The organism is Methylobacterium sp. D54C (genome assembly GCF_053345595.1).
This window is the reverse complement of sequence record NZ_JBKFAK010000019.1, coordinates 14,612-37,940: the sequence shown is the minus strand read 5'-3', so window position 1 is coordinate 37,940 and position 23,329 is coordinate 14,612. Positions and strand designations below refer to the sequence as shown.

At 73.0% G+C, this 23,329-nt stretch carries 20 protein-coding genes and 2 pseudogenes; 3 read left to right on the top strand and 19 right to left on the bottom strand.

The features are described 5' to 3' along the window. The first annotated feature begins 306 nt into the window (after positions 1-306). A complete protein-coding gene (locus tag ACLBYB_RS25295) occupies positions 307-1,368 on the top strand; it encodes a GNAT family N-acetyltransferase (protein ID WP_447700429.1) in 1,062 nt (353 codons plus the stop codon). A 111-nt stretch (positions 1,369-1,479) separates the two neighbouring features. On the opposite strand, the gene ACLBYB_RS25290 is transcribed toward ACLBYB_RS25295, so the two are convergent. Next, positions 1,480-2,142 carry a sigma-70 family RNA polymerase sigma factor gene (locus ACLBYB_RS25290; RefSeq protein ID WP_447700428.1) on the bottom strand — a complete coding sequence of 221 codons (663 nt, stop codon included), beginning with the start codon at positions 2,140-2,142 and terminating at the stop codon, positions 1,480-1,482. Between the two features lie 344 nt (positions 2,143-2,486). On the opposite strand from ACLBYB_RS25290, the gene ACLBYB_RS25285 reads away from it, so the two are divergent. Beyond that, positions 2,487-2,882 (top strand): DUF3307 domain-containing protein, encoded by a 396-nt coding sequence (locus tag ACLBYB_RS25285; RefSeq protein WP_042671032.1) that lies wholly within the window; start codon positions 2,487-2,489, stop codon positions 2,880-2,882. A gap of 34 nt (positions 2,883-2,916) precedes the next feature. Here ACLBYB_RS25285 and ACLBYB_RS25280 read toward each other — a convergent pair whose 3' ends face one another. The 16 genes and pseudogenes from ACLBYB_RS25280 to ACLBYB_RS25205 all read right to left on the bottom strand — a co-directional run. Continuing rightward, positions 2,917-5,172, bottom strand: coding sequence for a cyclic nucleotide-binding domain-containing protein (locus tag ACLBYB_RS25280; protein ID WP_447700458.1), 2,256 nt, complete (start codon positions 5,170-5,172; stop codon positions 2,917-2,919). A 281-nt stretch (positions 5,173-5,453) separates the two neighbouring features. Beyond that, on the bottom strand, positions 5,454-5,723 hold the full coding sequence (locus tag ACLBYB_RS25275; protein ID WP_012318328.1) for a hypothetical protein: 270 nt from the start codon (positions 5,721-5,723) through the stop codon (positions 5,454-5,456). Between the two features lie 141 nt (positions 5,724-5,864). Beyond that, a complete protein-coding gene (gene ssuD, locus ACLBYB_RS25270) occupies positions 5,865-7,040 on the bottom strand; it encodes an FMNH2-dependent alkanesulfonate monooxygenase (RefSeq protein WP_447700427.1) in 1,176 nt (391 codons plus the stop codon). A 117-nt stretch (positions 7,041-7,157) separates the two neighbouring features. Beyond that, on the bottom strand, positions 7,158-8,045 hold the full coding sequence (locus ACLBYB_RS25265) for an ABC transporter ATP-binding protein (protein ID WP_447700426.1): 888 nt from the start codon (positions 8,043-8,045) through the stop codon (positions 7,158-7,160). After that, positions 8,045-8,827, bottom strand: a complete 783-nt coding sequence (gene ssuC / locus ACLBYB_RS25260) for an aliphatic sulfonate ABC transporter permease SsuC (RefSeq protein ID WP_020094782.1) — start codon at positions 8,825-8,827, stop codon at positions 8,045-8,047. The genes ACLBYB_RS25265 and ssuC overlap by 1 nt, the downstream gene beginning before the upstream one ends. After that, the gene (locus tag ACLBYB_RS25255; protein ID WP_447700425.1) at positions 8,827-9,870 is read right to left on the bottom strand and encodes a sulfonate ABC transporter substrate-binding protein; all 1,044 of its coding nucleotides are present in this window, start codon (positions 9,868-9,870) and stop codon (positions 8,827-8,829) included. Before ACLBYB_RS25255 ends, ssuC begins: the two co-directional genes overlap by 1 nt. 18 nt (positions 9,871-9,888) lie before the next feature. Then, entirely contained in the window at positions 9,889-10,860 is a 972-nt protein-coding gene (locus ACLBYB_RS25250) for an aliphatic sulfonate ABC transporter substrate-binding protein (RefSeq protein WP_447700424.1), read from the bottom strand. A gap of 8 nt (positions 10,861-10,868) precedes the next feature. Next, complete coding sequence (msuE, locus tag ACLBYB_RS25245; protein ID WP_234080845.1) at positions 10,869-11,441, bottom strand: FMN reductase; 573 nt, start codon at positions 11,439-11,441, stop codon at positions 10,869-10,871. Positions 11,442-11,898: 457 nt separating this feature from the next. Then, positions 11,899-12,144, bottom strand: coding sequence for a hypothetical protein (locus ACLBYB_RS25240; RefSeq protein ID WP_447700423.1), 246 nt, complete (start codon positions 12,142-12,144; stop codon positions 11,899-11,901). Between the two features lie 259 nt (positions 12,145-12,403). Then, on the bottom strand, positions 12,404-13,444 hold the full coding sequence (locus ACLBYB_RS25235) for a sensor histidine kinase (RefSeq protein WP_447700422.1): 1,041 nt from the start codon (positions 13,442-13,444) through the stop codon (positions 12,404-12,406). After that, positions 13,431-14,939 carry an ATPase domain-containing protein gene (locus ACLBYB_RS25230; protein WP_447700421.1) on the bottom strand — a complete coding sequence of 503 codons (1,509 nt, stop codon included), beginning with the start codon at positions 14,937-14,939 and terminating at the stop codon, positions 13,431-13,433. The genes ACLBYB_RS25235 and ACLBYB_RS25230 overlap by 14 nt, the downstream gene beginning before the upstream one ends. A 274-nt stretch (positions 14,940-15,213) precedes the next feature. After that, the gene (locus tag ACLBYB_RS25225) at positions 15,214-16,764 is read right to left on the bottom strand and encodes a carbohydrate porin (RefSeq protein WP_447700420.1); all 1,551 of its coding nucleotides are present in this window, start codon (positions 16,762-16,764) and stop codon (positions 15,214-15,216) included. 71 nt (positions 16,765-16,835) lie between these two features. After that, positions 16,836-17,762, bottom strand: coding sequence for a Gfo/Idh/MocA family protein (locus ACLBYB_RS25220; protein WP_447700419.1), 927 nt, complete (start codon positions 17,760-17,762; stop codon positions 16,836-16,838). Between the two features lies 1 nt (position 17,763). Continuing rightward, positions 17,764-18,744, bottom strand: coding sequence for an AraD1 family protein (araD1, locus tag ACLBYB_RS25215; protein ID WP_447700418.1), 981 nt, complete (start codon positions 18,742-18,744; stop codon positions 17,764-17,766). 72 nt (positions 18,745-18,816) lie between these two features. Next, positions 18,817-19,065 (bottom strand): annotated as a pseudogene (locus tag ACLBYB_RS25210) (aldehyde dehydrogenase (NADP(+))); the annotation flags it as partial. A gap of 21 nt (positions 19,066-19,086) precedes the next feature. Then, positions 19,087-19,407 (bottom strand): annotated as a pseudogene (locus tag ACLBYB_RS25205) (aldehyde dehydrogenase family protein); the annotation flags it as partial. A gap of 147 nt (positions 19,408-19,554) precedes the next feature. Here ACLBYB_RS25205 and ACLBYB_RS25200 point away from each other — a divergent pair. Next, the gene (locus tag ACLBYB_RS25200) at positions 19,555-20,295 is read left to right on the top strand and encodes a FadR/GntR family transcriptional regulator (protein ID WP_205833513.1); all 741 of its coding nucleotides are present in this window, start codon (positions 19,555-19,557) and stop codon (positions 20,293-20,295) included. Positions 20,296-20,361: 66 nt separating this feature from the next. On the opposite strand, the gene ACLBYB_RS25195 is transcribed toward ACLBYB_RS25200, so the two are convergent. Further along, entirely contained in the window at positions 20,362-22,161 is a 1,800-nt protein-coding gene (locus tag ACLBYB_RS25195; protein ID WP_447700417.1) for an IlvD/Edd family dehydratase, read from the bottom strand. Then, positions 22,158-23,321, bottom strand: a complete 1,164-nt coding sequence (locus ACLBYB_RS25190; RefSeq protein ID WP_447700416.1) for an aldose epimerase family protein — start codon at positions 23,319-23,321, stop codon at positions 22,158-22,160. The genes ACLBYB_RS25195 and ACLBYB_RS25190 overlap by 4 nt, the downstream gene beginning before the upstream one ends. Between the last annotated feature and the right edge of the window lie 8 nt (positions 23,322-23,329).

Genomic DNA, 23,329 nt, shown 5'->3' with positions numbered 1-23,329 from the left:
GACGGCGCCCGGGCCTCGGCAATGTCCCCGGCCGTGTCTCCGGCCGTGTCTCCGGCCGTGTCTCCGGCCGTGCCCGGACCTGCCTCCGCAGCCGTGTCCGCGCCCGCCTCCTGGCCGTGCCTGTCCATCCGCTCGCTCCTGCGCCGCTCGGGCTTCGACGGAGTGACGGTTGAGGCGGGGTGCCGTTCATGCTGTCGCACCCGGCGCCGGCGGACAGCGCCCGCACGAAACCTCTGAACGCCGGACGGGCCCATCCGTCAGGGAGGTGCCGGCGACGCGGAGGTGCCGGCGACGCGCGGAGGACGGATGACGGACGCTTCGAGCCAGCGGATGCGCGACGTGGGGGCGCATCCCCCGAAGCCGCGCGATGACGGGGCGCGGGAAACCGCGCGGGACGCCGCGCCGGTGTCCCTCACCCTGGAGGGGACCCGCGAAGTGCCGGTGATCCGCCTCGCCGAGCCGGTCGCGCCGGCGGCGGCCGCGGAGGCGATCCTGGCGCGCGCCGAGGCGCTGACCGCCCAGGACATGCAGGTCCTGCGCATCGTCGTCGTGGCCGATCCGGCGACGTCCGGACGGCTGCTCGACCTCGGCGCGGCCCGGGCCCTCGGTGACGGCGACGGGGTCGAGATCCTGCCGGGGCTCCTCTGGCAATGCGCCGCCCGCTGGCTCCCGCGGGCCCGGCCGCCCTTCCCCGAGCTGTTCACCGCCACGGCCGGCCGCCGCCACCCGCTGCGGCCCCGGACGCCGGCCGGCACGGTCTACGCACGGGCGATCCCCTGGCTCGACCGGCGTCTGAGTTTCCGCACGATGACGGAGCCCGGCGACGTCGCCCTGTTCTCGACCTGGATGAACGACCCCCGGATCGCCGCGATCTGGCAGGAGACCGGTACCCTGGAGGCGCACGCCGCCTACATCGCCGCGCTCCAGGCCGACCCCGCGACCCTGCCGCTGCTCGGCTGCCTCGACGGCAGGCCGTTCGGCTATTTCGAGCTGTACTGGGCGCGGGAGAGCCGCCTCGGGCCGCTCTACGAGGCCGGCCCCTACGACCGCGGCTGGCACGTCGCGATCGGCGACGCGTCCGTGCGCGGGCGGCCCGCGCTCTCGGCCTGGCTGCCGTCGCTGATGCACTACCTGTTCCTCGACGAGCCGCGCACGCAGCGCGTCGTCGGCGAGCCGCGGGCCGATCACGCCCAGCAGATCCGGAACCTCCACGGCTCCGGCTTCGCGACGATCGCGACCGTCGACTTCCCCCACAAGCGCGCGGCCCTGGTCGCGCTGTCGCGCGAGCACTTCGTGCGCGACCGGCTCTGGGTGCCGGGGGCTGCCGCCGCCGACGCCGCGCCGCGGCCTCCCGCGGTGCCCGCCTAGACCGCCCTCCGCGAACGGGGGGGGGGGCGCGTCCGGTGACGCCCCCGCCCCCGCCCACGGGCCCGTCGCCGGCGGGCTGATGATCGCCTGCGCCGGGCCGCGGCCGAGGTCCTAGTTGACGGGCGCGGTCCGGCGCCGCTGCCGGCCTGGGGCCTCGGCGCGCGCCGGGCAGGCGGCGCAGCGCCGGTCGAGGGCCGCGAGGCAGTGCAGGTGGCCTCGGCGTACGAGGCCGCACACCAGCGCGCGCGAGACCCCGAGCCGGGCCGCGATCTCGATCTGCGGCACGCCCTCGACCCGGTGGAGCTGGAAGACCGTGCGCACCGGCTCCGGCAGCTCGGCCACCGCGGCCTCCACCTGCCGCAGGGATTCCCGCGACGCCGCGGCCGCCTCGGGGGTCCCGGTGCCGGGATCGGCCGGGTCCGGCGCGGCGTCGAGGCCGGTGAACAGGCGCCGCTCGAGGCCCTGCCGCCGCGCCCGGTCCAGGGCGAGGTTGCGCACCATCCGCCCGACATAGGCGGCCTGGATCGCGGTCTCGGCCGGGGGCGGATCGGCGATCAGCCGGAGCAGCACGTCCTGGACCACGTCCTCCGCCTGGGCCGGGCAGCCGAGGATGCGGCGCGCCCGCGCCAGATAGGCGGCGCGATGGCGCTCGAACGCCGCGAGGTTCCATGACCCGCCGGGCGGAGGGCGGCCGGGCCGGCCCGGCGGGACCGCGGCGATCCCGTGGCCGGGGGGACCGGCGTCGCTGTTCCAGGTCGCCACTGTCCCGCTCACAATGTCCCATCGGCACGGCGCGTGCGGGCGGGACGCGTAACACGTGGCTGTTCTGTGTAACAACGTCTATCTTCGTGGATTGGAATTATTAAAACTCGACAGATTGCCGGATACCTGAGGGAATAGAGGAAACATCTGGTGGAGCGCCCGGCAGCAGGGCGGGAAGTCATTCCGGATCCCGAATCCTGCGGTGTCACGCCCGGGATCGGGCCGGCGGCCGCGCCGGATTTCCGCTCGCGCCAGGGTCCGTCGGCGCGTGTATGCTGGCGCTTCCTCGATTCGGCGCGCGGTGCGCGCGGCCGAACCCGTCCCCGCAGGATCGCGGCAGGAGAGCCAGCGCCGCGATGCCGTCCGTCGATACGCTCGTCCCGGTGGGTGCCTTCGCGCTGCTGGTCCTGGCGTTCGCCGTGAAGCACCTCGCGGCGGACTTCTTCCTTCAGACCAACTGGATGGCGCAGGGCAAGCAGCGGTCGTCCGCCTGGCTCGCCCCCCTCTGCGCCCATACCGGCCTGCACGGCCTCGGCACGCTGGCGATCGCGCTGGCGGTGAAGCCGGCCCTGTGGTGGCTGGCGCTCGTCGATTTCGCGATCCACACGGGGATCGATCGCGGCAAGGTGCTGGTCGGTCGGCGGACGAGCCTGCCGCCCACGGACGCCCGGTTCTGGTGGCTGATCGGCATCGACCAGTTCCTGCACCAGGTCACCCATCTGGGGCTCGCCGTGGTGCTGGCGGCGGCCTGACCCCTGACCGGGAGAGCGGGCGCCGCCGGGTGCCTCACTGCATCTCGGCCTCGAGCAGCCGGTTTGTGTCGGAGACCTTGCCGGCCAGTTCCAGGATCAGGAAGCGCTGGAAGGCGAGCGCGAGGTCCGGGCGCTCCCGCTCCATCCGCGCGAGGGCGGCGCGGTCGATGACGACCACCCGGCAGGGGCTCTCGGCGACGGCGGTGGCGGTGCGCCGCCCGCCCTGGACCAGCGCGATCTCGCCGATCACCGTGCCGGCCGTGGTGGTGCGCAGGCGCAGGTTGCCGCGGCCGGGGACCTCCATCTCGATGGAGACGAGGCCCTGCTCCAGGAAGTAGAGGGCATCGGCCGCCTCCCCCTGGCGCATCAGCGCCGCGCCCGCCGCGAGTTCGCGGACCGTCAGGTAGGGCGCGAAGTCGTCCGGGCCGAACGTGCTGCCGAGCCGGTCGGCCATGTGCCGGGCGAAGACGGCGACCTCCCCCGGGCCGGCGCCGCCGGCCTCCGCCAGGAGCGTCGCCTCGGCGGCGCGCAGGGCCTCGTCCAGCGTGTCGAGGATTCGGACACGCGGGTCGGCGGTGAGGCCGCTGCGGGTGATCAGCAGGCGCGCGATCGGATCCACGTGGACCAGCAGCACCTCGAAGCGCCGCTGCTCGGCGAGCTGGCCGACCTTGCGGAACGCGATCAGCGCCGAGCTGTCGAGTCCCACGGTCTCGCGGAAATCCAGGATCAGCACGCGCAGATCCCCGGCCTCCGCGGCGGCCCGGCGGAAGATCGCCTGCGCGTTGAGGAAGAACAGGTAGCCCTGCAGGGTGTAGATCCGGGTCCGGCCGCCGGCCGCCTCGAGCCGCGCGGCGGCGTCGGGGCCGCGGATCACGCTGCTGCGCCGGTCCGCCCCGGAGAGCGACCGGCGGATCGCGCCGATCTGCCCGTACTGGACCCCGAAGATCAGGATCGCCAGCAGGACGCCCACGAGGAAGCCCGTGGTGGCCCCGAAATACGCGGTGGCGGTGCACACGACCAGCGCGATGGCGATCTCCCAGCCCGGCAGCGTCCGGCTGGCGACGCCGAGGTTGAACAGGAGCCCGATGCCGATGGCGATCAGGGCGCCGCCGGCCAGCGGGCGGGGCAGCAGCGCCAGGGGACTCGCGCCGACGATGAGGAGCGCCGCCATGACCGCGAGGGTCAGCCACCAGCCGAGCCAGTGGCCGCCGCCGATGTTGTGCAGCAGCAGCGTCGAGGTCCGGCCGAAGCCCATCGCGGAGCTGCCGAACACGCTGCCGACCAAGTTGGTGGCGCCCGAGGCGACGAACATCCGGTCGATGTCGAGGTCGCGCCGGATCTCCAGCTCGACGCTCACCACGTAGAGGATCTGGATGATCACCGCCACGACGACCAGGGTGGCGATCTTGGGCCAGATCGGCAGGAGTAGGTGCGGATCGAAGGCCGTCAGGCTGCCGATGGCGGGCGGCCGCAGCAGCGTGCCCGTCGGCAGCGGCTCGATCAGCCATCCCGATGCCTGCCCGGCGGCGACGCTGGTGCCCGTCCAGGCCAGCCCGAGATGGACCACCGCGAGGCTCGACAGGATCACCGTCGGGTAGGTCCCCCAGTGCCGGACGATCCGGGGGAGGTAGAAGGCGCAGAACCCGATCACGAGGGTCAGGGCGATGCGCGCGAGCGCCCCGGCATCGATCCGGCCCGGATCGAGGTTCGCCGGATCGACGGCGCGGAGCAGGGCCGCGAGCGGGTCGTCGACATGGCCGCCGATCTGCACGCCGCTGCGCAGGAACAGCAGGCCGACGCCGCCGAGGAAGCCGGCGAGCACCGGGTAGGGCAGGAGCTGCACCAGCAGGGAGGCCCGCAGGGTGCCGAGCAGCGCGAAGATCACGCCGGTGGCGAAGGTCGAGACGCCGCAGGCGACGAGCACGAGCTGTCCGACCGTCTCCGGATCGGTGACGCCCGCGGCCTCGAGCTGCCCGGCGACCGCCGCGGCGATCGCCGCCTGCACGATCGCGGCCGCGCCGATGAAGGACAGCGAGATCCGCGCGGTGCGGCGGAGCGCGATGAAGACGAGGCTGCCCAGCACGTAGGCCGCGAGCAGCGCCGACAGGCCGGCCGCGCGGCTCTCCACCAGCGGCCCCGAGAAGATAAGCTGGGAGTAGCTGATGAGGTCGAGGAGCAGCACCATCACGGTGACGGCCGCCGCCGCTCCGATGCGGGCCCCGCGCAGGATCGCCGCGCGGCCGCCGGCCGGGGATGCGGTCCCGGCGGACGTCAGGTCGGTTGTCGTCATCGGCACGGTACCCGCGTCTCGAAATCCCGATGGGCGCGGAGATCGCAGATCCCGGGGCAGATCCCGTGCGATCACGTGCACGGATCGTCGCCGAATCGCAGGACCTGACCTTGGCCACGCCAGTTCTCAACCGATGGCAGGCGCCGGCTTAAATTATCGTGCAGGCCGCTTCCGCGCGGCAGCATTGTGGGATCGCCGCGGTGAAACGCGCGGCGGATCGGCCGATCCGCCGCGCCGTCGGGGGCTCCCGGGTCGCGGCCGCCGCGACGGGCGTTCGGCCCTCAGCGCGCCTCGCTGACGCGCTTGGTCGCCCGCTGCTCCTTCTTGTAGGCGGTGATCGCCGCCGAGCAGTTCGGGGAGAGCTTCTTGAGGTTGGCCTTGAAGCAGGCCTCGACCTCCGGGCCACCCGGCGCGTAGGCGCTGCAGAAATCCATGTAGTCGCCGGTGCAGTACTGCTTGAGGGCTTCCCGGGCCGGGGATTGCTCCGCGAAGGCCGCGGCGGGGCCGAGGCACAGACCGATGGCCAGGAGGGCCGTCTTGGTCGAAGTCATCGAAATCCTACGCTCGTCCAGGCCGCGCGAGCGGGTCGCGCGGCGATGGGCGGTGCGGATGGGCGCCAAGGATGGCATGACCATGACGCCCGGGCTGCCCGAACGCAGATCAGCCATGCCCCGTGCCGGCGGGGCCGCCGGTCAGTGCGCGCTGACGCGGCGGGTCGGCACGAGGTCGTTGGCGATGATCTCGCCGAACGGGCCGTCGTTGCGGGCATTGCCGGCCGGCCGCCCGGTCGTGGCGCGCAGCGGCAGCTTCGGGAAGACCAGCTCGGCGAACCGGTAGGCCTCCTCCAGGTGCGGGTAGCCCGAGAGGATGAAGCGGTCGATCCCGAGATCGATGTACTCCTTCATCCGGTCGGCGACCTGGTCGGCCGAGCCGACCAGCGCCGTCCCGGCGCCGCCGCGGACGAGGCCGACGCCGGCCCAGAGGTTCGGCGCCACCACGAGCTTGTCGCGGCTGCCGCCGTGGAGCGCCATCATGCGGCTCTGGCCGACGGAATCCTGCCGCTTCAGGGTCTCCTGCGCCGTGGCGATAGTGGCGTCGTCGAGCTTCGAGATCAGCTGCTCGGCGGCCTCCCAGGCCGCGGCCTCGGTCTCGCGGGCGATGACGTGCAGGCGGATGCCGTACGAGAAGGTCTTGCCCTTCGCCTCGGCGGCCTCCCGGGCGGCGGCGATCTTCTCGGCGACCTGCGCCGGGGGCTCGCCCCAGGTGAGGTAGACGTCGCAATGCTCGGCCGCGACCGCCATGCCGGCCGCCGACGAGCCGCCGAAATAGAGCGGCGGATAGGGCTTCTGCACCGGCGGGAAGATCAGCCGGCCGTTCTCGGTGCGCAGGTGATCGCCCCGGAAGGTCACGGTCTCGCCCGCGAGCAGGCCGCGCCAGATCGTCAGGAACTCGTCGGTGACGGCGTAGCGTTCGTCGTGGGACAGGAACACGCCGTCGCCGGCGAGTTCCACCGGGTCGCCGCCGGTGACGACGTTGATCAGGAGGCGCCCGTCCGAGATCCGGTCGAGGGTCGCGGTCATGCGGGCCGCCGCGGAGGGCTCCATCAGGCCCGGCCGCACCGCCACGAGGAAGCGCAGCTGCTTGGTCAGCGGCGCCAGCGCCGAGGCGACGATCCAGGAATCCTCGCAGGAGCGTCCGGTGGGCAGCAGCACGCCGTAATAGCCGAGCTCGTCCGCCCCCTGCGCGATCTGCCGGAGATAGCTGAGCGAGACGTCCCGGGCCCCCTCCCGCGCGCCGAGATAGCGGCCGTCGCCGTGGGTCGGCAGGAACCAGAGGACGTCGGCGCGTCCGTCATTGGCTGCTGTCATCGGAATCTCCTGTGCGGCCCGGTGGCCGGATGCGGAAAAGCCGGACCCGACTGCGCGGATCCGGTGATCGTCGAGAGCTAGGGCGGGCCGCCGCTTCCGGGAAACGGCGGCCCGCGTTCAGGCGGTCGGCTGCGATCCGAGCAGGTGATCGAGGATGCGGCCCTCGAGGCGGGCGAGGTCCGGATCCCCGCGCCGGCGCGGCCGCGGCACGTCGACCCGCAGGTCGAGGGCGATCCGGCCGGCCTCGACCACGAGGATGCGGTCGGCCAGCGCCACGGCCTCGGCGACGTCGTGCGTGACGAGGAGCGCGGTGAACCCCTGCCCCCGCCAGATCCGCTCGATCAGGTCCTGCATGCCGATCCGGGTCAGGGCGTCGAGGGCGCCCAGCGGCTCGTCGAGGGCGAGCAGGCCCGGCCGGCTCACCAGCGCCCGGGCCAGGGCCACGCGCTGGCGCTGGCCGCCCGACAGGGTGGCGGGCCACTGCCCGGCCTTGTCGGCGAGGCCGACCTCGGCGAGCGCCGCGAGCGCCCGCTCCCGGCGCTCGGCCCGGGAGCCGTGCCCCGACAGGCCGACCGCCACGTTGTCGACGACCCGCGCCCAGGGCAGCAGCCGCGGCTCCTGGAACATGATCCGCTTCGGCGGCTCGGACCGGCGCGGGGAGCGTTCCGGCCCCTCCAGGTCGATCCGCCCGCCCGTGGGCGTGTCGAGCCCGAGGATAAGGCGCAGCAGGGTGCTCTTGCCGCAGCCGGAGCGGCCGACCACCGCGGTGAACCCGCCGGCCGGCAGGAACAGGTTCAGGCCCTCGATGACGGCGGTGCCGTCGAAGCTCTTGTCCAGGTCGCGGACGGTGACGGCGATCCCGCGGGCCGGCGGTGACGGGGGCAGATCCGCGGGCGGCTCCGCGGGCAGATCCGCTTGCCTGTGCCCCGGGGCGGCGCCGGGCGCCGGGCGCGGATCCGTGCCCGGGTCGGGAAGCGCCTCGCGGCGGACGGCGTCGAGCAGCATCAGGCGCTCCTGTAGGCGGGGTTCCAGGCGAGGCAGGCGCGCTCGAGCTGGCGGGTCAGGGCGTCGGCGAACTTGCCGAGGGCGGCGTAGATCAGGATCGCCAGCACGACGACGTCGACCAGCATGAACTCCCGGGCCTGCATGGCCATGTAGCCGAGCCCCGACGAGGCCGAGATCGTCTCGGCGACGATCAGCGTAAGCCACATGATGCCTAGCGCGTAGCGCAGGCCCACGAAGATCGACGGCAGGGCGCCGGGCAGCACCACGCGGGTGAACAGCTCGGTGCGGGACATGCCGTAGACCCGGCCCATCTCCACGAGGCCCGGATCCACCGAGCGGATGCCGTGCAGGGTGTTGGCGTAGATCGGGAAGAACACGCCGAGCGCCACGAGGAACAGCTTGGCCTCCTCGCCGATGCCGAACCACAGGATCACCAGCGGGATCAGCGACAGGTGGGGCACGTTGCGCACCATCTGCACCGAGGTGTCGGTGAGCCGCTCCGACAGGCGCGACAGGCCGTTGGCGAGGCCGAGCCCGAAGCCGATGCCGCCGCCGATCACGAAGCCCGCCAGCGCCCGCAGGGTGCTGACGCCGAGATTGGTCCAGAGCTCCCCGGTCCGCCCGGCCTCCCAGCCGGCCCGGACCACGTCGAGGGGCGCCGGCATGAAGCGGTTGGAGACGAGGCCGGCCGAGACCGCGGCCTGCCAGCCCAGCAGGATGGCGGCCGGCAGCAGCCAGGGCACCGCGGAGTCGCGCAGGCGATCGAGCTTGGAGGGGCGCATCAGCGGTTCTCCGTCCGCTTCTCGGACTTGAGGGCGTCCGCGGGCCCGGGCGGCGTCCAGACCGCGTCGGCGACCCGGACGGGCTTCGGCAGGAGCCCGAGACGGTGGAAGCTGTCGGCGACCTTCTGCTGGTCGGCGATCGCGGCCGCGTCGAGGGGCGCGACGCCGTAGGACAGGCGGCCGAGCGCCACGGCGAGGACCGGCGCGGGGATGCCCACCGAGGGCGCCAGTTCCGCCGCCACGGCGTCGGCATGGCCCTCGGCCCAGGCGTCGATCTCCCCGATCGCCTTCAGCACGGCCGAGACGATCGCGGGGCTGGTGTCGGTGAAGCCGCGCCGGGACAGGTAGAACTGGCGGTTGGGGGCGAGCGCGTGCCCGTCGACCCCGCGCCCGTCGACCAGCACCCGGGCGCCCGTGGCGCGCTCGGCGGCGGCCTGGAACGGGTCCCAGATCACCCAGGCATCGACGGAGCCGCGCACGAAGGCGGCGTTGGCGTCGGCCGGCGCGAGGTAGGCGAGCGTCACCGCGTCGTAGGGGACGCCCGCCTGCTCCAGGGCGCGCACCAGCAGGTAGTGGACGTTCGATCCCTTGTTGAGGGCGACGGTCTTGCCGCGCAGGTCGGCGACGCTGCGGATCGGGCTGTCCTTGGGCACGAGGATCGCCTCGCCCCGCGGCGCCGGCGGCTCGGCGGCCACGTAGCGCAGCTCCGGGCTCGCGGCCTGGGCGAAGATCGGCGGCGCCTCGCCGGCCGAGCCGAAATCGATCGCCCCGGCATTCAGTGCCTCCAGGAGCGGCGGGCCGGACGGGAACTCGGACCACGCCACCGCGGTGCCGAAGGGCTGGAGGGCCTTCTCCAGGGTTCCGCGGGCCTTCAGCAGCACGAGGGACCCGTATTTCTGGTAGCCGATGCGGATGGTGCTGGCCGCGCGGGCCGGCCGCAGCAGCGCGGCCGCCGCGAGGCCGAGGCCGGCGGACAGGAGGAGGCGGCGGTTCGGGGCGCCGGCGGATGACAGGGACAGCGCGCGGGGCGATCGGTCGGTCATGGCTCTCTGCGGTCGGTCTCAGCCGTTGCGGGCGGGGGGCGTCCAGACCGCGTCGGCGATGCGGATCGGCTTGGGGATCAGCTTCAGGGCGTGGAAGCGGTCGGCGACCCGCTGCTGCTCGGAGGCGACGCGGTCGGTCATCGGTCCGATCACGTAGTCGGTCCGGTCCACCGCCCGCCGCGTCGCGGCCAGCGGCACGCCGGTGCCCTGCGACAGGAGTTCCGCCACCGCGCCGCGATTCTGCGTGCACCAGGCCGCCACCTCGCCCAGCGCGTCGATCACCGCCGTGAGGACCGGGGCCCGGCTCTCCGCGAAGGGCCGGCTCGCCAGGAAGAAGTTGTTCTGCGGGGTGACGTCGGTGGCGCGCACCAGCACGCGCACGCCCTCCCCCTGCTCGGCGATGGCGAAGTACGGGTCCCAGATCGTCCAGGCGTCGATGCTGCCCCGGGCGAAGGCGGCCGCGGCGTCCGCGGGCGCCAGCGTCACCGGCTCGATGTCGGCGTAGCTCAGGCCGGCCTTCTCCAGCGCCGCGATGATCAGGTTGTGGGAGCTCGACGCCTTGGCGAAGGCGACGCGCTTGCCCTTGAGCTCGGCGAGGCTGCGGATCTCGGAGCCTTTCGGCAGCAGGATCCCGGCGCCGGAGCCGCCGGCCTCCTGGGCGGCCGCGTAGACGAGGTTGGAGCGCGCGGCCTGCGCGAAGATCGGCGGGGCGTCGCCGGTCTGGCCGAGATCGATCCCGTCCAGCGACAGGGCCTCCAGCAGCGGCGGCCCGAATGAGAACTCGACCCAGCGCACCGCGTATCCGAGGGGTTCCAGGCGTTTCTCGATGATCTTCTGCTGCTTGGCGACGACCAGGATGCCGTTCTTCTGGTAGCCGATCCGCAGCACGCCGGGCTCGGCCGCCCGGGCGCCCGGGACGAGAGCCGGCGCGAGGGCCGGTGCTAGGGGCAGGGCCGCGAGGGCGGCCAGCAGGGCGCGACGGTCGAGCATCGGCCGGCTCACTCGGCGGCGGCGAGGGTGAGCGGCGCCGCGGCCGCCCGGTGCACGAGCAGCGCGGCGAGCTGCCCGCCGGCCTCGCGGGCGCGGGCGCGCACTCCGGCCTCGGTCAGCGCGCCGTCGCTGAAATCGGGATCGGAGGCGTAGACCGCGGTCGGGATCTGGAGCGCCCCGAAGAAGCCGAAGAGCGGCCGGAAGGCGTGCTCGACCACGAGGGCGTGGCGCGCGCCGCCGCCCGTGGCCACGATCGCCACGGGCTTCCCGGCGAGCGCCCCCGGATCGACCAGGTCGAACAGGTGCTTGAACAGGCCGGTATAGGCGCCCTTGTAGACCGGCGAGCCGACGACCAGCCCGTCCGCCTCCTCGATGGCCGCGAGCACGCCGCGCGCGGCCGGCGCGAGCTGGTCGCGAGTCCAGGCGGCGCCGAGGCCGGTCCCGGCATCGACGAAGTCGAGGATCTCCGCGTCGAGGGCAGCCTGGGCGCTGGCCTCGCGGAGTACGGCATCCACCAGCGTGCGGGTCTTCGAGGGCCGCTGCACGTTGGCGCTCAGCCCGACGAGTCTCGGTCGTGTCATTCCGGATGCCTTGCTGTGAGACAGGATGACGGACCGCCCCGTCTCCGAAGAGCGGAGGTTGCGCGGCCGGACATCCGAACAGGCCGCTAGAATTGATGGCTGCGACTTCCGCCGTCAATGAAACGGCGTTCCCAATTGCCCGGTGAAGGAAAAACGTTCTCCCCGAAATCGGGCGTCCAATATGGACTTTCATCTCGACCGCCGCGCGGGATGGGCGCGAGATCTTGCGTGTCGGCGGTTCATCGGCGCGAGAGACGGGGTTTTATTCTCTCAACGCGCCCGGCGGGAGAAGCGTGTTCTCGATACGTGGGCGGACTCGGAACCGAATCGCCAGCCCCGGGATCCGGGGCGGCGGGGGAGGCCGACGCGACCGGAACGCCGCCCGCGCTGACACCCTCGCGGTCGCCAGCGTCGTCGTCGTCGACCCGCCCTGCGGCTCCGGATCGGCAGGCGGTGCCTACTTGCGGACGAGGAGGTGCTGCACGGTGCCGTCGTCGCCGTACTTGGTCCACATCTGCGCGCAGGCCTCCTCCGGACGCTCCCGGAGCTGCGCCAACTCCGCGTCGAGGTCGTGCTGCAGGGCGACCGAGCGCTTCTTCGTGAAGAAGTCCGCGTGGTTCAGATGGTTCTCGCGCGAGAACTGACGGAAGCGCTCCGTGTCGATCCGGACGGCCGGACAGTTTCTCGCGGCCAGATCGGCCATGATCCCCGGGCGGAGCGCCGGAATATCCTTCTGCAAGGACGAGCGACGGGCTTCGGCCCAGGTACCGAAAACGGCCCAGGCCAGTGCGGCCGCCACGAGAGGAGCAAATCTATTCATCGCAAGACGTATCGCTGTGCTGCGACATCCTAAATCTCGCACCTGCGATAAGTTCGATCAGGACCGCAGAACGCAAGACACTTCTGTGTGAAAGCGCACACCCCGCGACAGGCGCGGCGTCGGGTCCGGAACACTGACCGCCTTAGTACGCCGGGACGACGCGCGTCTCGGGCAGCGGCGCCCGCATGGTGAAGTGCAGCCCGGCCGGCTGGAAATCGAAGGCGATGTCCGCCTGGCACTGGATCTTCAGGACACGCTGCAGCAGCGTCGAGCCGAAGCCCTTCCGCGTCGGCACCGCCGTGGCCGGACCACCCCGCTCGGTCCAGTCGAGGTGCAGCATGCGGGCGGCCGGCGTCTGCTCGATATCCCACCGGATCGCGATCCGGCCCTCCGGGACCGACAGGGCGCCGTGCTTGGCCGCGTTGGTCGTCAGCTCGTGGATGGCCATGCCGGTCGGGACCGCGAGGTCGCCCATCAGGTCGATCGCGGGGCCCTCCAGCTGGATGCGGGCGCCCTCGACGTCGTTGTAGGGCCCGAGCTCGTTCATCAGCATCTCGCGCAGGGGCGCCTGCTGCCAGTAATCCTCGGTCAGGAGATTGTGGGTCTTGGCCAGCGAGATCACCCGCGCCGAGAACGACGCGTAGAAGGCGTCGACGCTGGTCGCGGACCGGGCCGAGGCCCCGAGCAGCGCCTGCACGGTAGCCAGCGTGTTCTTCACCCGGTGATGCAGCTCGCGGATCAGGAGCGCCTGCCGCTCGGTCGTGCGCTCGCGCTCCTCGAGATGGGCGCGCGCCTCGAGCTGCCGGCGCTTGGCGCGGTGGGCGGAGCGGGCCGCCATGACCAGCGTCGCCGGGTGGAACGGGCGTTCCAGCACGCTGACGTTGCCGAGCATGTCGGTCAGCTGCGCGTTGGGCTCGGCGCCCCGCAGCCGCAGGAGGATGAACGGGAAATCGGACCAGGGCGGCTGCGCGGCGATCCAGTCCGCCAGGGCCTGGCGGTTCGAGGACAGCAGCGCCTCCTCGGTGAGCACCGCGCAGGCGGCCGCGTCGAGCCGGGAGACCACGTCCGCGAGGCTGGCGCACACCTGTGTCGCGATCCGCGCCTCGCCGAGGATCGCCGCGGCGACGGCGGCGTCGCGGCCACCCGGCGCGAAGATGAGAACCGGCAGTTCAGCCTCGGTCATCAGCCGCGCGGGTCGGCAGGAGCGACGACCGCTCACCCTCGAATGTCGGAACGCCGGTCATGATACCTCGGAACGCGCTGAGCGGTTCGCCAACGCGGATCCCGCCGGAGTCGATCCGCAATTCGCGGATCGTGTCCTCGTGGCTGCCGGTCCGCTTCTTCACGACCGAGATCGCGCGCCGCAGCCGCCCGTCTGCCTCGAAGGTGCGGAACAGCAGGATCGTGTCGCTGAGGTAGGTGAGGTCGACATTCGCGCCCATCGCCCCGATCATGCCGTGCTGGGCCAGGACGAGGAGCGAGAGCACGCCCTGCTGGTTCAGGTAGGTCAGCAGCTCGTGCATCTGCAGGAGCAGGTAATTCTCCTCCGGCATGGCGTTGTGATAGCCGGTCAGGGAGTCGATCACGACCGTCGTCACGCCCCGGTGCTCGACCGCGTTCTGGACGATGTCGGCGAGTTCGCCGGGCGAGACCTCGGCCGGGTCGATCTGCTCGACGATGAGCGATCCGGCGGCGATCGCGTCTTCGACCGGCATGGCGAGACCGCGGGCCCGGCGACTGAGGACGCCGGTGGTCTCGTCGAAGCTGAGGATCAGCGCGCGCTCGCCGCGGGCGATCGCCGCGGTGACGCAGGTGAGCGCCACCGTCGACTTGCCGACGCCGGACGGTCCGATCAGCATCGTGCTGGTGCCCCGGTCGAGGCCGCCGCCGAGCAGCTGGTCCAGTTCGGGGCTGCCCGTGCCGCACCGGTCGTCGGGGAAGGTGCCGAGATGCTCGGCCGCGACGAGGCGCGGGAACACCGTGAGCCCGCCGCGCCGGATCACGTAGTCGTGGAAACCGCCCCGGAACGGCGTGCCGCGCATCTTGATCACGCGCAGGCGCCGCCGCTCGCCGCCGTACAGGGGCGCGAGCTGCTCCAGCCGGATCACGGCGTGGCTGAGGCTGTGCAGGTTCAGGTCGTCCGTCTCGGCGGTGAGATCGTCGAGGAGCAGCGCCGTGGTGTTCTGGATGAGCAGGAAGCTGCGCAGGGCGTGGACCTGCCTGCGGTAGCGCAGCGATCCCTGCGAGAGCAGCCGGATCTCCGAGAGGCTGTCGAACACCACGCGCTGCGGCTTGAGCCGCTCGATCTCGGCGATCGCCATCCGGACGGTCTCGCCGAGCTCGAGGTCGGACGAGTGGACGAGGCTCTGCTGCTGCCCGGGGTCGAGGCTGAGTTCCGGCGCGACGAGCTCGCAGATCTCGATGCCGTCGAGGGACCAGCCGTGGCGCTCCGCGACGTTCAGGAGCTCGCGCCGGCTCTCCGAGAGCGTGATGTACAGGCAGCGCTCGCCCCGGCGCACGCCGTCGAGGAGGAACTGCATCGCCAGCGTCGTCTTGCCGGATCCGGGCCGCCCCTCGATGAGGTGCGAGCGCTGGGACGCGTAGCCGCCGGCCAGGATGTGGTCGAGGCCGGTCACCCCGGTGGAGACCGGTGCCGCGTCGTGATCGGTCACTGCCATGTCGAGGTCTCTGCCGTCGTCCCACGGGCGGGCGGCCCGTCGACCGCGCGACGGAACGCGGAGCCCGGTCTCGTACACGAAGCCGCGCGCGGCGCGAAACGCCGCCGCGCGGCCGGCACGGCGCGCCTGCCCGACGGGCGCGCGGCGAGGCGCTGCCCCCCCGCAGGTCCGGGAACCGGCGCGTACGGGCCTCGCAGCCGCGGGACGGCTCCTCCCCCGGTCAGGTCGGTAGGCCCGGCGTCCGCAGGGAGCGGGCGCCGGGGCGGTCAGGGCGTCACTGGCTGCCCGGGCCCTTCGCCAGGCCGGCCAGGGTGAACAGGTCCACCGACAGCTTCGCGCCGATCACGAAGGCGTCCGGGATCGGCTTCGGGCGGAACGGGAAGCGGGTCTGGTCCGGGTCGATCACGTATTGCAGGTTCGGCATCAGCCGCACCGCCGGGGTGAGCTGGATGCCGTAGCTCAGCTCCAGGATGGTCTGCAGGGACTCGACGTTCCGGGTGCCGAGCCCCAGTGACGCGCGCGCCGCCCGGATGTTGGCCGTGCCCAGGGGCGAGAGCTTCTCCATGGCGAAGACGAGGCCGAGGGTGTCGTAGGGCCGGCCCGGGAAGGTTCCGGTCAGCACGGCGCCGCCCTCCAGGAAGTAATCCTGGGTCTGCCGTCCGCCGGTCCCGCCGATCGCGACGCCGAACACCGACAGGCCCTGGACGCCGTTCGGATCCGGCCGCCAGACCATCTGGTCGAAGCGGGCGTAGACCGCCGACCGCCCGAACCGGGTCAGCGGATCGAGGCCGCTGAAGACCTGCGCGCCGCCCCGCCGGTCGAGCACGGGATCCGTGTAGTCCGACCGGTCGAACACGGCGCCGATGCTGTAGTTGCGCGGCAGCGGGTCGTTGCCGAAATTGGTCGAGTAGCCGACCTCCACCGGCACCAGGACTCCGGTGGCGCCGCTGGTCGACCAGTCGACGCCGTTCCGGGTCGGCAGCTGGTCGCGCGGGTTCACCTCGTAGATGCCGGCGTGCAGGAACACCTTGTCGTTGACCCAGGCCTTGGCGTGGCCGCCCCAGGTGGCGATCGGCCAGTAGGTGAAGTTCGTCAGCTTGAAGATGGACTTGGGCGCGCCGCAGGTCGCGTTGTTCTGGAAGTTGCAGTAGAGCGGCGAAGCCAGGAAGTTGGGGTTGGCGAGCAGGCGGCCCACCTCGATGTCGAGCCGGTTGTCGAACAGCTTCTGCTCGTAGGACAGCAGCGTCAGGTGGGCGGTCTGGCCGCCGCCGTAGATCTCCTGCACGCTGCCGTTGAAGCCGATGTCATCCTGCGCCAAGCTCCGGCCGTGGCGCTGGGTGACGATCGTGTGGACCGAGCCGCCGTCGATGCCGGCGAGGCGGCCGAGATCGGCGTCGAGGCCGAACGCGATCTGGCCCGCATAGGCCGATCCCTGCCGGATGCCGCCGGACGGGTTGGCGGCGAACTCGCCCGTGTAGTTCAGGACCATGCTGATCCCGTTGCCGAGATCGAGGGTGCCCGGCGGCAGGCTGGGCGGCGTCGCGCTGCTGCCCTGCACGTCGAGGCTGGCGGCGGCGCTGCTGGCGCCCGAGAAGCTCCGCGCCTCCCGGATGACCCGCCGCCGGGCGCGGTTCGCCCGATACCGGGCCTTCTGCGCCGGGCTCGCCTTCGGTCCCGGATTGACCAGGGACGGTCCCCCGTCCGGGGCCGTCGCCTCGACCTGCGCGACCGCCGGGCGCGCGCCCGCCGTGACCGACGCGGCGCAGAACGCGAGCGCGGCCCATCGCCAATGCTTTGCCCGATGCTTGCCCCGATGCTTTCCCATGTGTGACTCCCCCTTAACCGCGCGGCCTTGCCTGGCTCTGTCGCGTTCGTGTCCCGCAGGGGGCCTCCCGGTCAGTCCGTGAAGGCCTCCACCGTGCGGCGCTCGCCGCGCATGAAGGCGTCGGCGGCGTGGATCAGCGGATTCAGGTCGACGTCGCTGGTGCCGGAGCGGACCAGGGCGGCGAAGCGGTCGTAGAGGCCGCGGTACTCCGCCTCGGGCGGGAGCGGCTGGTCGCGGCCGGCGATCGACAGGGCGGCCCCGCCCCGCGACAGGACCAGGGGGCCGTCGTCGGTCTCGACGCGGATGTCCCAGGTCTGCGGCCCGGTCTGGCGCCAGTCGAACCGGGCGCGGATCGGGGTGCCGGCGACGTCCGCGAAGTGCAGGTCGGCGGCGATCGGCGCCTGCCGGTTCGCCGGCACCGACAGGGTCGCGCCGGTGAGGAAGAACGGCGGCAGGATGTGGGTGGCGATCGACAGGGCGTTGATCCCCGGATCGAACACGCCCATCCCGCCCGCCTCCCAGATCCAGTCCTGGCCCGGGTGCCAGTGCCGGACATCCTCCAGCCAGGCGATCGCCACCGACCGGATCCTGCGGCCCGACAGCCACCGGCGGGCGGGCTCCACCCCCGGCGCGCAGCGGGAGTGCCAGCTCGCGAACAGGCTCACGCCCCGGTCCCGCGCGGCCGCGACCAGGAGCCCGACCTCGGCCAGCGTCGCGCCCGGGGGCTTCTCGAGGAAGACGTGGCGTCCGGCCGCGATCGCCGCCAGGGCCGCCGCGCACCGCGCCTGCGGCGGCTGGCACAGGGCGACGGCGTCGAGGTCGCCGTGCGCCGCCAGCATCGCCTCCAGGCTGCCGTAGCTCGGCACCCCGTCGAGGCCGCCGTGCCGGCTCGCCACCGCCACGAGCGCGTAGTCCGGCGAGGCGGCGATGGCCGGAAGGTGCTGGTCGCGGGCGATCTTGCCGACGCCCACGAGGCCGATGCGGATCGGGGCCGCCATGTCAGAGCACCCGCACGGACGGCGCGTCCGCCGGCGCGATCGCCAGCGGGTTGCGCAGGGGCCGCGTGAACGGCGCCGCCGCGATCTCGAACACGTCGCCGGGCCGGGTCGCGACGCCGTCGCTGAACGACAGGGTCGCGGTCCCGAAGAAGTGGACGTGCACGTCGCCGGGGCGCCGGAACGGCGCGTACTTGAAGTGGTGCAGCTCCAGATTGGCGATGCTGTGGGACATGTTGGCCTCCCCGGACAGGAACGGCTTCTCCCAGAGCACGGCTCCGTCGCGCAGGATGCGGCTCGTGCCGCGCACGTCCGGCGGCAGGGCCCCGAGCCACAGCTCCGGGCCGAGGGCGGCCGGGCGGAGCTTGGAATGGGCGAGCCACAGGTAGTTGCCGCGCTCGGTCACGTGGTCGGAGAACTCGTTCGCCAGGGCGAAGCCGAGGCGCACCGGCGTTCCGTCGGCGTCGATCAGGTAGATCCCGGCGATCTCCGGCTCCTCGCCGCCGTCGCGGGCGAAGGCAGGCGAGACCAGCGGCTCGCCGCAGGCGACCAGGCTGGAGCCGTCGCCCTTGTAGAACCACTCGGGCTGCGCGCCGGCCTCGCCCGGTGCCGGCTTGCCGCCCTCGACGCCCATCCGGAACATGCGCATCGAATCGGTCGGCGCCGGGTCGGCCGCGTCCGCGCGGTGCATCGCGTCGCGGCCCTCGGCGGAGCCGAGATGCGTCAGGCCGGTGCCGCTCAGCAGGAGGTGCGCGGGATCGGCGTGATCGACGGGCGGCAGGAGCCGGACCGCGTCGAGATCGACGGGCGCGCCGAGCCCCGCGCGCTCCGCCGTCGCCGTCAGATCGTCCCCCGCCGCGAGGGCCCTGTGCGCCAGGGCGAGCACGCTGTCGACGCCGAGCACCCGCCGCGCCCGGCCGTCGGCGAGCAGCGCGACGGCCCGCTGCCCGTCGGCCGCGCGGAATTGTAGGAGTGATCGTCCCATCTGTGTCCTCCCGGGGATGCCCGCTTCGGGGCGTCCTGAACGCGCGGCCGTCGAGGGTCGCGCGGCGGCCTGTCAGCGGCCGGGTTGCGGGGCGCGAGCGCCGTCGATCCGGCGCGCGCGGTGCCGGGGATTGTCCGGGCGCAGGGGCGGCTGCGCGTCGGGCAGGTCCTGGGGGCGGACCGGGCGCAGGAAGCGCTCGATCGCCGGCGGTCCGACCGCGCTGCTGCGGCCGTCCGAGGTCGCCGGGAACGGGCCGCCCTGCACCATCGCGGGGGCGACCTCCGCGCCGGTCGGCCAGCCGTTCGCCAGGACCCGGCCGGACCTGCGGGCGGAGCGGACCGGATCCGCGAACAGGCGCGGCTGCCCGACCGCGCGGGCGCGCTCGCCCTTGACCGGCGCGCGCGGCTGGCCCGTCTCGGCCATCGCCCGCTCGATCGGCGGCGCGCCGTGTTCGGCGATGCCGTCGGCGACAGCCTCGCGACAGCGCGCGCGTGTTTCCAGGGGCGTCCCGGAGACGTGCGGGAACGCCGCCTCCGCCGGGGCGCAGGCGGCCTCGACCTCCGCGGGGCCGGTGGCCCGGAAGACCGCGGCCGTGGCCGATTCGGCGGCGCCGCTCGGGACGCCGCCGCGGACCGAGACGGGCCCTGGCGGTTCACTACTCATACAAATAAGCTAGAGCAGTTCGCTCCCGGCCGCAAGCGCGGCCGCGGTCCCGGTGCGGCGGGCGTTCCTCTTTGCGCTCCTACAACTTCAGGATACGATCACGCCGTTCCTGCCCCGACCCGGTGGCCCGGACCGGAGGTGGATGCGGTGAGGCAGGAGCGGGGCTCGGAGAACGTGACGCTGCCCCTCGCCTCGGGGTCGCGCCGCATCCACGGCTCGGTCGCCCGCGATCTGGGCGCGGCGATCCTCGGCGGCCGCTACGCGCCCGGGGACGTGCTGCCCGGCGAGATCGAATTCTCTGAGAAATTGAATGTTTCGCGCACCGCCTACCGCGAGGCGATCCGCATCCTGAGCGCGAAGGGGCTCGTGGAGAGCCGCCCGCGCACCGGCACCCGCGTCAGCCAGCGCAGCCGCTGGAACCTGCTCGATCCCGACATCCTGGCCTGGGCCTTCGAGTCGGAGCCGAGCGAGTCCTTCATCCGCGACCTGTTCGAGCTGCGGATGATCGTCGAGCCGGCCGCGGCCGCGCTCGCGGCCGAGCGGCGCTCCGGCCTCGACATCGCCCGGATGGGGCACGCCCTGGAGGAGATGGGCCGCCACGGCCTCGCCACCGAGGCCGGGCGGGCGGCCGACCAGGCCTTCCACAACACGATCCTGGAAGCGGCCCGCAACGGCGCGCTGATCGCCCTGTCGAGCTCCATCGCCGCCGCGGTCACGTGGACGACGATCTTCAAGCACCGCCGCCAGGGCCTGCCCCGGGATCCGATGCCGGATCACCGCGCCCTCTACGACGCGATCGTGGCGGGCGACCCGGACGCCGCCCGCGCGACGATGACCGAGCTGGTCCGCCTCGCCCTCGCCGACACCGAGCTGGCGATGCGGCCCTGACGGTGCCGGCGGCGGGGCGCCGCCGGCCCGGACATTGCCCGAGTGGCCCGAGTGGCCCCAGCGGCCTCAGTGGTTGTCGCGCGGCACGCCGCGCGTCTGCGCGATGCGCTGGAACGCCTCGGCGCCCTCCAGGATCGCCCCGGTGTGCATCTGCCCCACCGCGGCGCGCTGCATCGCCTGCCAGGGGGTCTGCGAGGCCGGATAGGCGTAGCCGCCGGCCGCCTCCAGGGCCGCGCGCCGCCGCGCGATCTCGTCGGCGTCGACCAGCATGTCGGCGGTGCCGCGGCGCAGGTCGATCCGCACCCGGTCGCCGGTGCGCAGGAGGGCGAGGCCGCCGCCGGCCGCCGCCTCGGGCGAGGCGTTGAGGATCGACGGCGAGCCGGAGGTGCCGGACTGGCGCCCGTCGCCGAGGCAGGGCAGCGCGTGCACGCCGGCCCGGATCAGCTGCGCGGGCGGGCGCATGTTCACCACCTCGGCCGCCCCCGGGTAGCCCACGGGCCCGGCCCCGCGCATGACCAGCAGGGTCTCCTCGGTGATGCCGAGGCTCGGGTCGTCGATCCGGGCGTGGTAATCCTCCGGCCCGTCGAACACCACGACGGGGCCCTCGAAGGCGTCCGGATCCTCCGGGTTCGACAGGTAGCGGCTGCGGAACTCCGCGCCGATGACGCTGGTCTTCATCACCGCGGCGTCGAACAGGTTGCCGCGCAGGACCAGGAAGCCCGCCGCCTCCTTGAGCGGCCGGTCGATCGGCCGGATCACGTCCTCGTCCTCGATCGCGGCGCTGCGGCAATTGTCGCCGAGGGTGCGCCCGTTCACGGTGAGGGCGCCCTCGCGGATCAGGCCGCGGCGCATGAGCTGCGCCACCACCGCGGGCAAGCTGCCGGCGCGGTAGTAATCCTCGCCGAGATAGGTACCCGCCGGCTGCAGATTGACGAGGAGCGGCACGTCGAGCCCGTGGGTCTGCCAGTCCGCGATGTCGAGCGCGACCCCCATGTGGCGCGCGATCGCCGCGAGGTGGATCGGCGCGTTGGTCGAGCCGCCGATCGCGGAATTGACCGCGATGGCGTTGAGGAAGGCGTCGCGGGTCAGGATGTCGGAGGGCTTCAGGTCCTCGGCCACCATGGCGACGACGCGCTTGCCCGTCAGGTAGGCGGCCTCCTGCCGGTCGCGGTAGGGCGCCGGGATCGCGGCCGAGCCGGGCAGCATCATGCCGAGCGCCTCGGCCAGCGTGTTCATCGTCGTGGCGGTGCCCATCGTGTTGCAGAAGCCCGTCGAGGGCGCCGACGAGGTCACCAGCTTGATGAAGCCGTCGTGGTCGATCTCGCCGGCCGCCAGCATCTCGCGGGCCTTCCAGACGATCGTGCCGGATCCGGTGCGCTGGCCCTTGAACCAGCCGTTGAGCATCGGCCCCACCGACAGGGCGATGGCCGGGATGTTCACGGTGGCGGCCGCCATCAGGCAGGCCGGGGTGGTCTTGTCGCAGCCCGTGGTCAGCACGACCCCGTCGAGGGGGTAGCCGTAGAGCAACTCCACGAGCCCCAGATAGGCGAGGTTGCGGTCGAGGCCGGCGGTCGGCCGCTTGCCGGTCTCCTGGATCGGGTGGACGGGAAACTCCAGGACGATCCCGCCCGCCTCGCGGATGCCCTCGCGGATCCGCTCCGCGAGGACGAGGTGGTGGCGATTGCACGGGGACAGGTCCGAGCCGGTCTGGGCGATGCCGATGATCGGTTTGCCCGAGCGCAGCTCCTCCAGGCTGAGGCCGAAGTTCAGGTAGCGCTCCAGGTAGAGCGCCGTCATGTCGATATTGTCGGGGTTGTCGAACCACGCGCGCGAGCGCAGGGGCCGTGCAATCGGTCGGTCGGTCATTTCTGGGTCCGGGGGGCGGGGCTGGTCGAGAAGCGGTAGGTGATCACGTTCCGGTAGGTCTTGCCGGGATCGAGCCGGGCCGAGCCGAAGGCCGGCTGGTTCGGCGTGTCGGGGAAGAGCTCCGGCTCCAGCGCCAGGGCGTCCGACTGGCGGTAGGCGAGGCCGGACTTACCGACCGCGGTCCCGTTGAGGAAGTTGCCGGCGTAGAACTGGAGGCCGGGCTGGTTGCTCGCCACGTCGAGGACGCGGCCCGATCCCGGATCCTCGACCCGCGCCACGGGGTGCGGCTCGGCCGTGGGCGCGTCGGTCACGACCCAGTTGTGGTCGTAGCCGCGCCCGCGCACGATCTGCGCGTCCCGCCCGTCGCGGATCCGCGCGCCGATCACCGCGGGCTCGCGGAAGTCGAAGGGCGTGCCGGCCACCGGCAGGTGTTCCCCGGTCGGGATCAGGGTGGCGTCGACCGGCGTGAAGCGCTCCGCCGGGATGGTCAGAATCTGGTCGAGGATCGAGCGTCCCGAGCCCTCGCCCGCGAGGTTGAAGAAGCTGTGGTTGGTCAGGTTGACGATCGTCGGCTTGTCGGTCGTCGCCTCGTAGGTGACCGTGAGGGTGTTCGTGTCGTCCAGCGCGTAGGTGGCGGTCGCCGTCAGCGTGCCGGGATAGCCCTCCTCGCCGTCCGGGCTGACGTAGCGCAGGGTGACCGAGGGGGCCGCGCCGCCCTTGACCGCGGTGATCGTCCAGAGCCGCTTGTCGAAGCCGGACGCGCCGCCGTGCAGGGCGTTCGGGCCGTCGTTGGTGGCCAGCGTGTAGGTCCGGCCGTCGAGGGTGAAGCGCCCGGCGCGGATGCGGTTGGCGTAGCGCCCGACGCTCGCGCCGAAATAGTTGCCCTTGGCCAGGTAGGAGGCGAGGTCATTGTAGCCGAGCACGACGTCCGCGGCCTTGCCGGAGCGGTCCGGCACGTCGAGCCTCCGCAGGAGCGCCCCCCACGACAGGATCCGCGCCGTGACGCCCTTGCCGTTCGTCAGCGTCACCTCCTCCACCGTCCGGCCGTCCGGCAGCGTGCCGAACACCGCCCGGGTCGGCTCGGCCGCCCGGGCCGGTGCCGGCGTCAGGCCCGGCAGGGCCGCACAGGCGCACAGCGCCAGGGATCCCACTCCACGCATCGCGCTCT

Excerpts from the sequence above, each read along its gene's own strand:
- ACLBYB_RS25295 (WP_447700429.1), top strand. The coding sequence starts at position 307 with ATGACGGACGCTTCGAGCCAGCGGATGCGCGACGTGGGGGCGCATCCC.
- ACLBYB_RS25285 (WP_042671032.1), top strand. The coding sequence starts at position 2,487 with ATGCCGTCCGTCGATACGCTCGTCCCGGTGGGTGCCTTCGCGCTGCTG.
- ACLBYB_RS25280 (WP_447700458.1), bottom strand. The coding sequence starts at position 5,172 with ATGACGACAACCGACCTGACGTCCGCCGGGACCGCATCCCCGGCCGGC.
- ACLBYB_RS25275 (WP_012318328.1), bottom strand. The coding sequence starts at position 5,723 with ATGACTTCGACCAAGACGGCCCTCCTGGCCATCGGTCTGTGCCTCGGC.
- ssuD (WP_447700427.1), bottom strand. The coding sequence starts at position 7,040 with ATGACAGCAGCCAATGACGGACGCGCCGACGTCCTCTGGTTCCTGCCG.
- ACLBYB_RS25265 (WP_447700426.1), bottom strand. The coding sequence starts at position 8,045 with ATGCTGCTCGACGCCGTCCGCCGCGAGGCGCTTCCCGACCCGGGCACG.
- ssuC (WP_020094782.1), bottom strand. The coding sequence starts at position 8,827 with ATGCGCCCCTCCAAGCTCGATCGCCTGCGCGACTCCGCGGTGCCCTGG.
- ACLBYB_RS25255 (WP_447700425.1), bottom strand. The coding sequence starts at position 9,870 with ATGACCGACCGATCGCCCCGCGCGCTGTCCCTGTCATCCGCCGGCGCC.
- ACLBYB_RS25250 (WP_447700424.1), bottom strand. The coding sequence starts at position 10,860 with ATGCTCGACCGTCGCGCCCTGCTGGCCGCCCTCGCGGCCCTGCCCCTA.
- msuE (WP_234080845.1), bottom strand. The coding sequence starts at position 11,441 with ATGACACGACCGAGACTCGTCGGGCTGAGCGCCAACGTGCAGCGGCCC.
- ACLBYB_RS25240 (WP_447700423.1), bottom strand. The coding sequence starts at position 12,144 with ATGGCCGATCTGGCCGCGAGAAACTGTCCGGCCGTCCGGATCGACACG.
- ACLBYB_RS25235 (WP_447700422.1), bottom strand. The coding sequence starts at position 13,444 with ATGACCGAGGCTGAACTGCCGGTTCTCATCTTCGCGCCGGGTGGCCGC.
- ACLBYB_RS25230 (WP_447700421.1), bottom strand. The coding sequence starts at position 14,939 with ATGGCAGTGACCGATCACGACGCGGCACCGGTCTCCACCGGGGTGACC.
- ACLBYB_RS25225 (WP_447700420.1), bottom strand. The coding sequence starts at position 16,764 with ATGGGAAAGCATCGGGGCAAGCATCGGGCAAAGCATTGGCGATGGGCC.
- ACLBYB_RS25220 (WP_447700419.1), bottom strand. The coding sequence starts at position 17,762 with ATGGCGGCCCCGATCCGCATCGGCCTCGTGGGCGTCGGCAAGATCGCC.
- araD1 (WP_447700418.1), bottom strand. The coding sequence starts at position 18,744 with ATGGGACGATCACTCCTACAATTCCGCGCGGCCGACGGGCAGCGGGCC.
- ACLBYB_RS25195 (WP_447700417.1), bottom strand. The coding sequence starts at position 22,161 with ATGACCGACCGACCGATTGCACGGCCCCTGCGCTCGCGCGCGTGGTTC.
- ACLBYB_RS25190 (WP_447700416.1), bottom strand. The coding sequence starts at position 23,321 with ATGCGTGGAGTGGGATCCCTGGCGCTGTGCGCCTGTGCGGCCCTGCCG.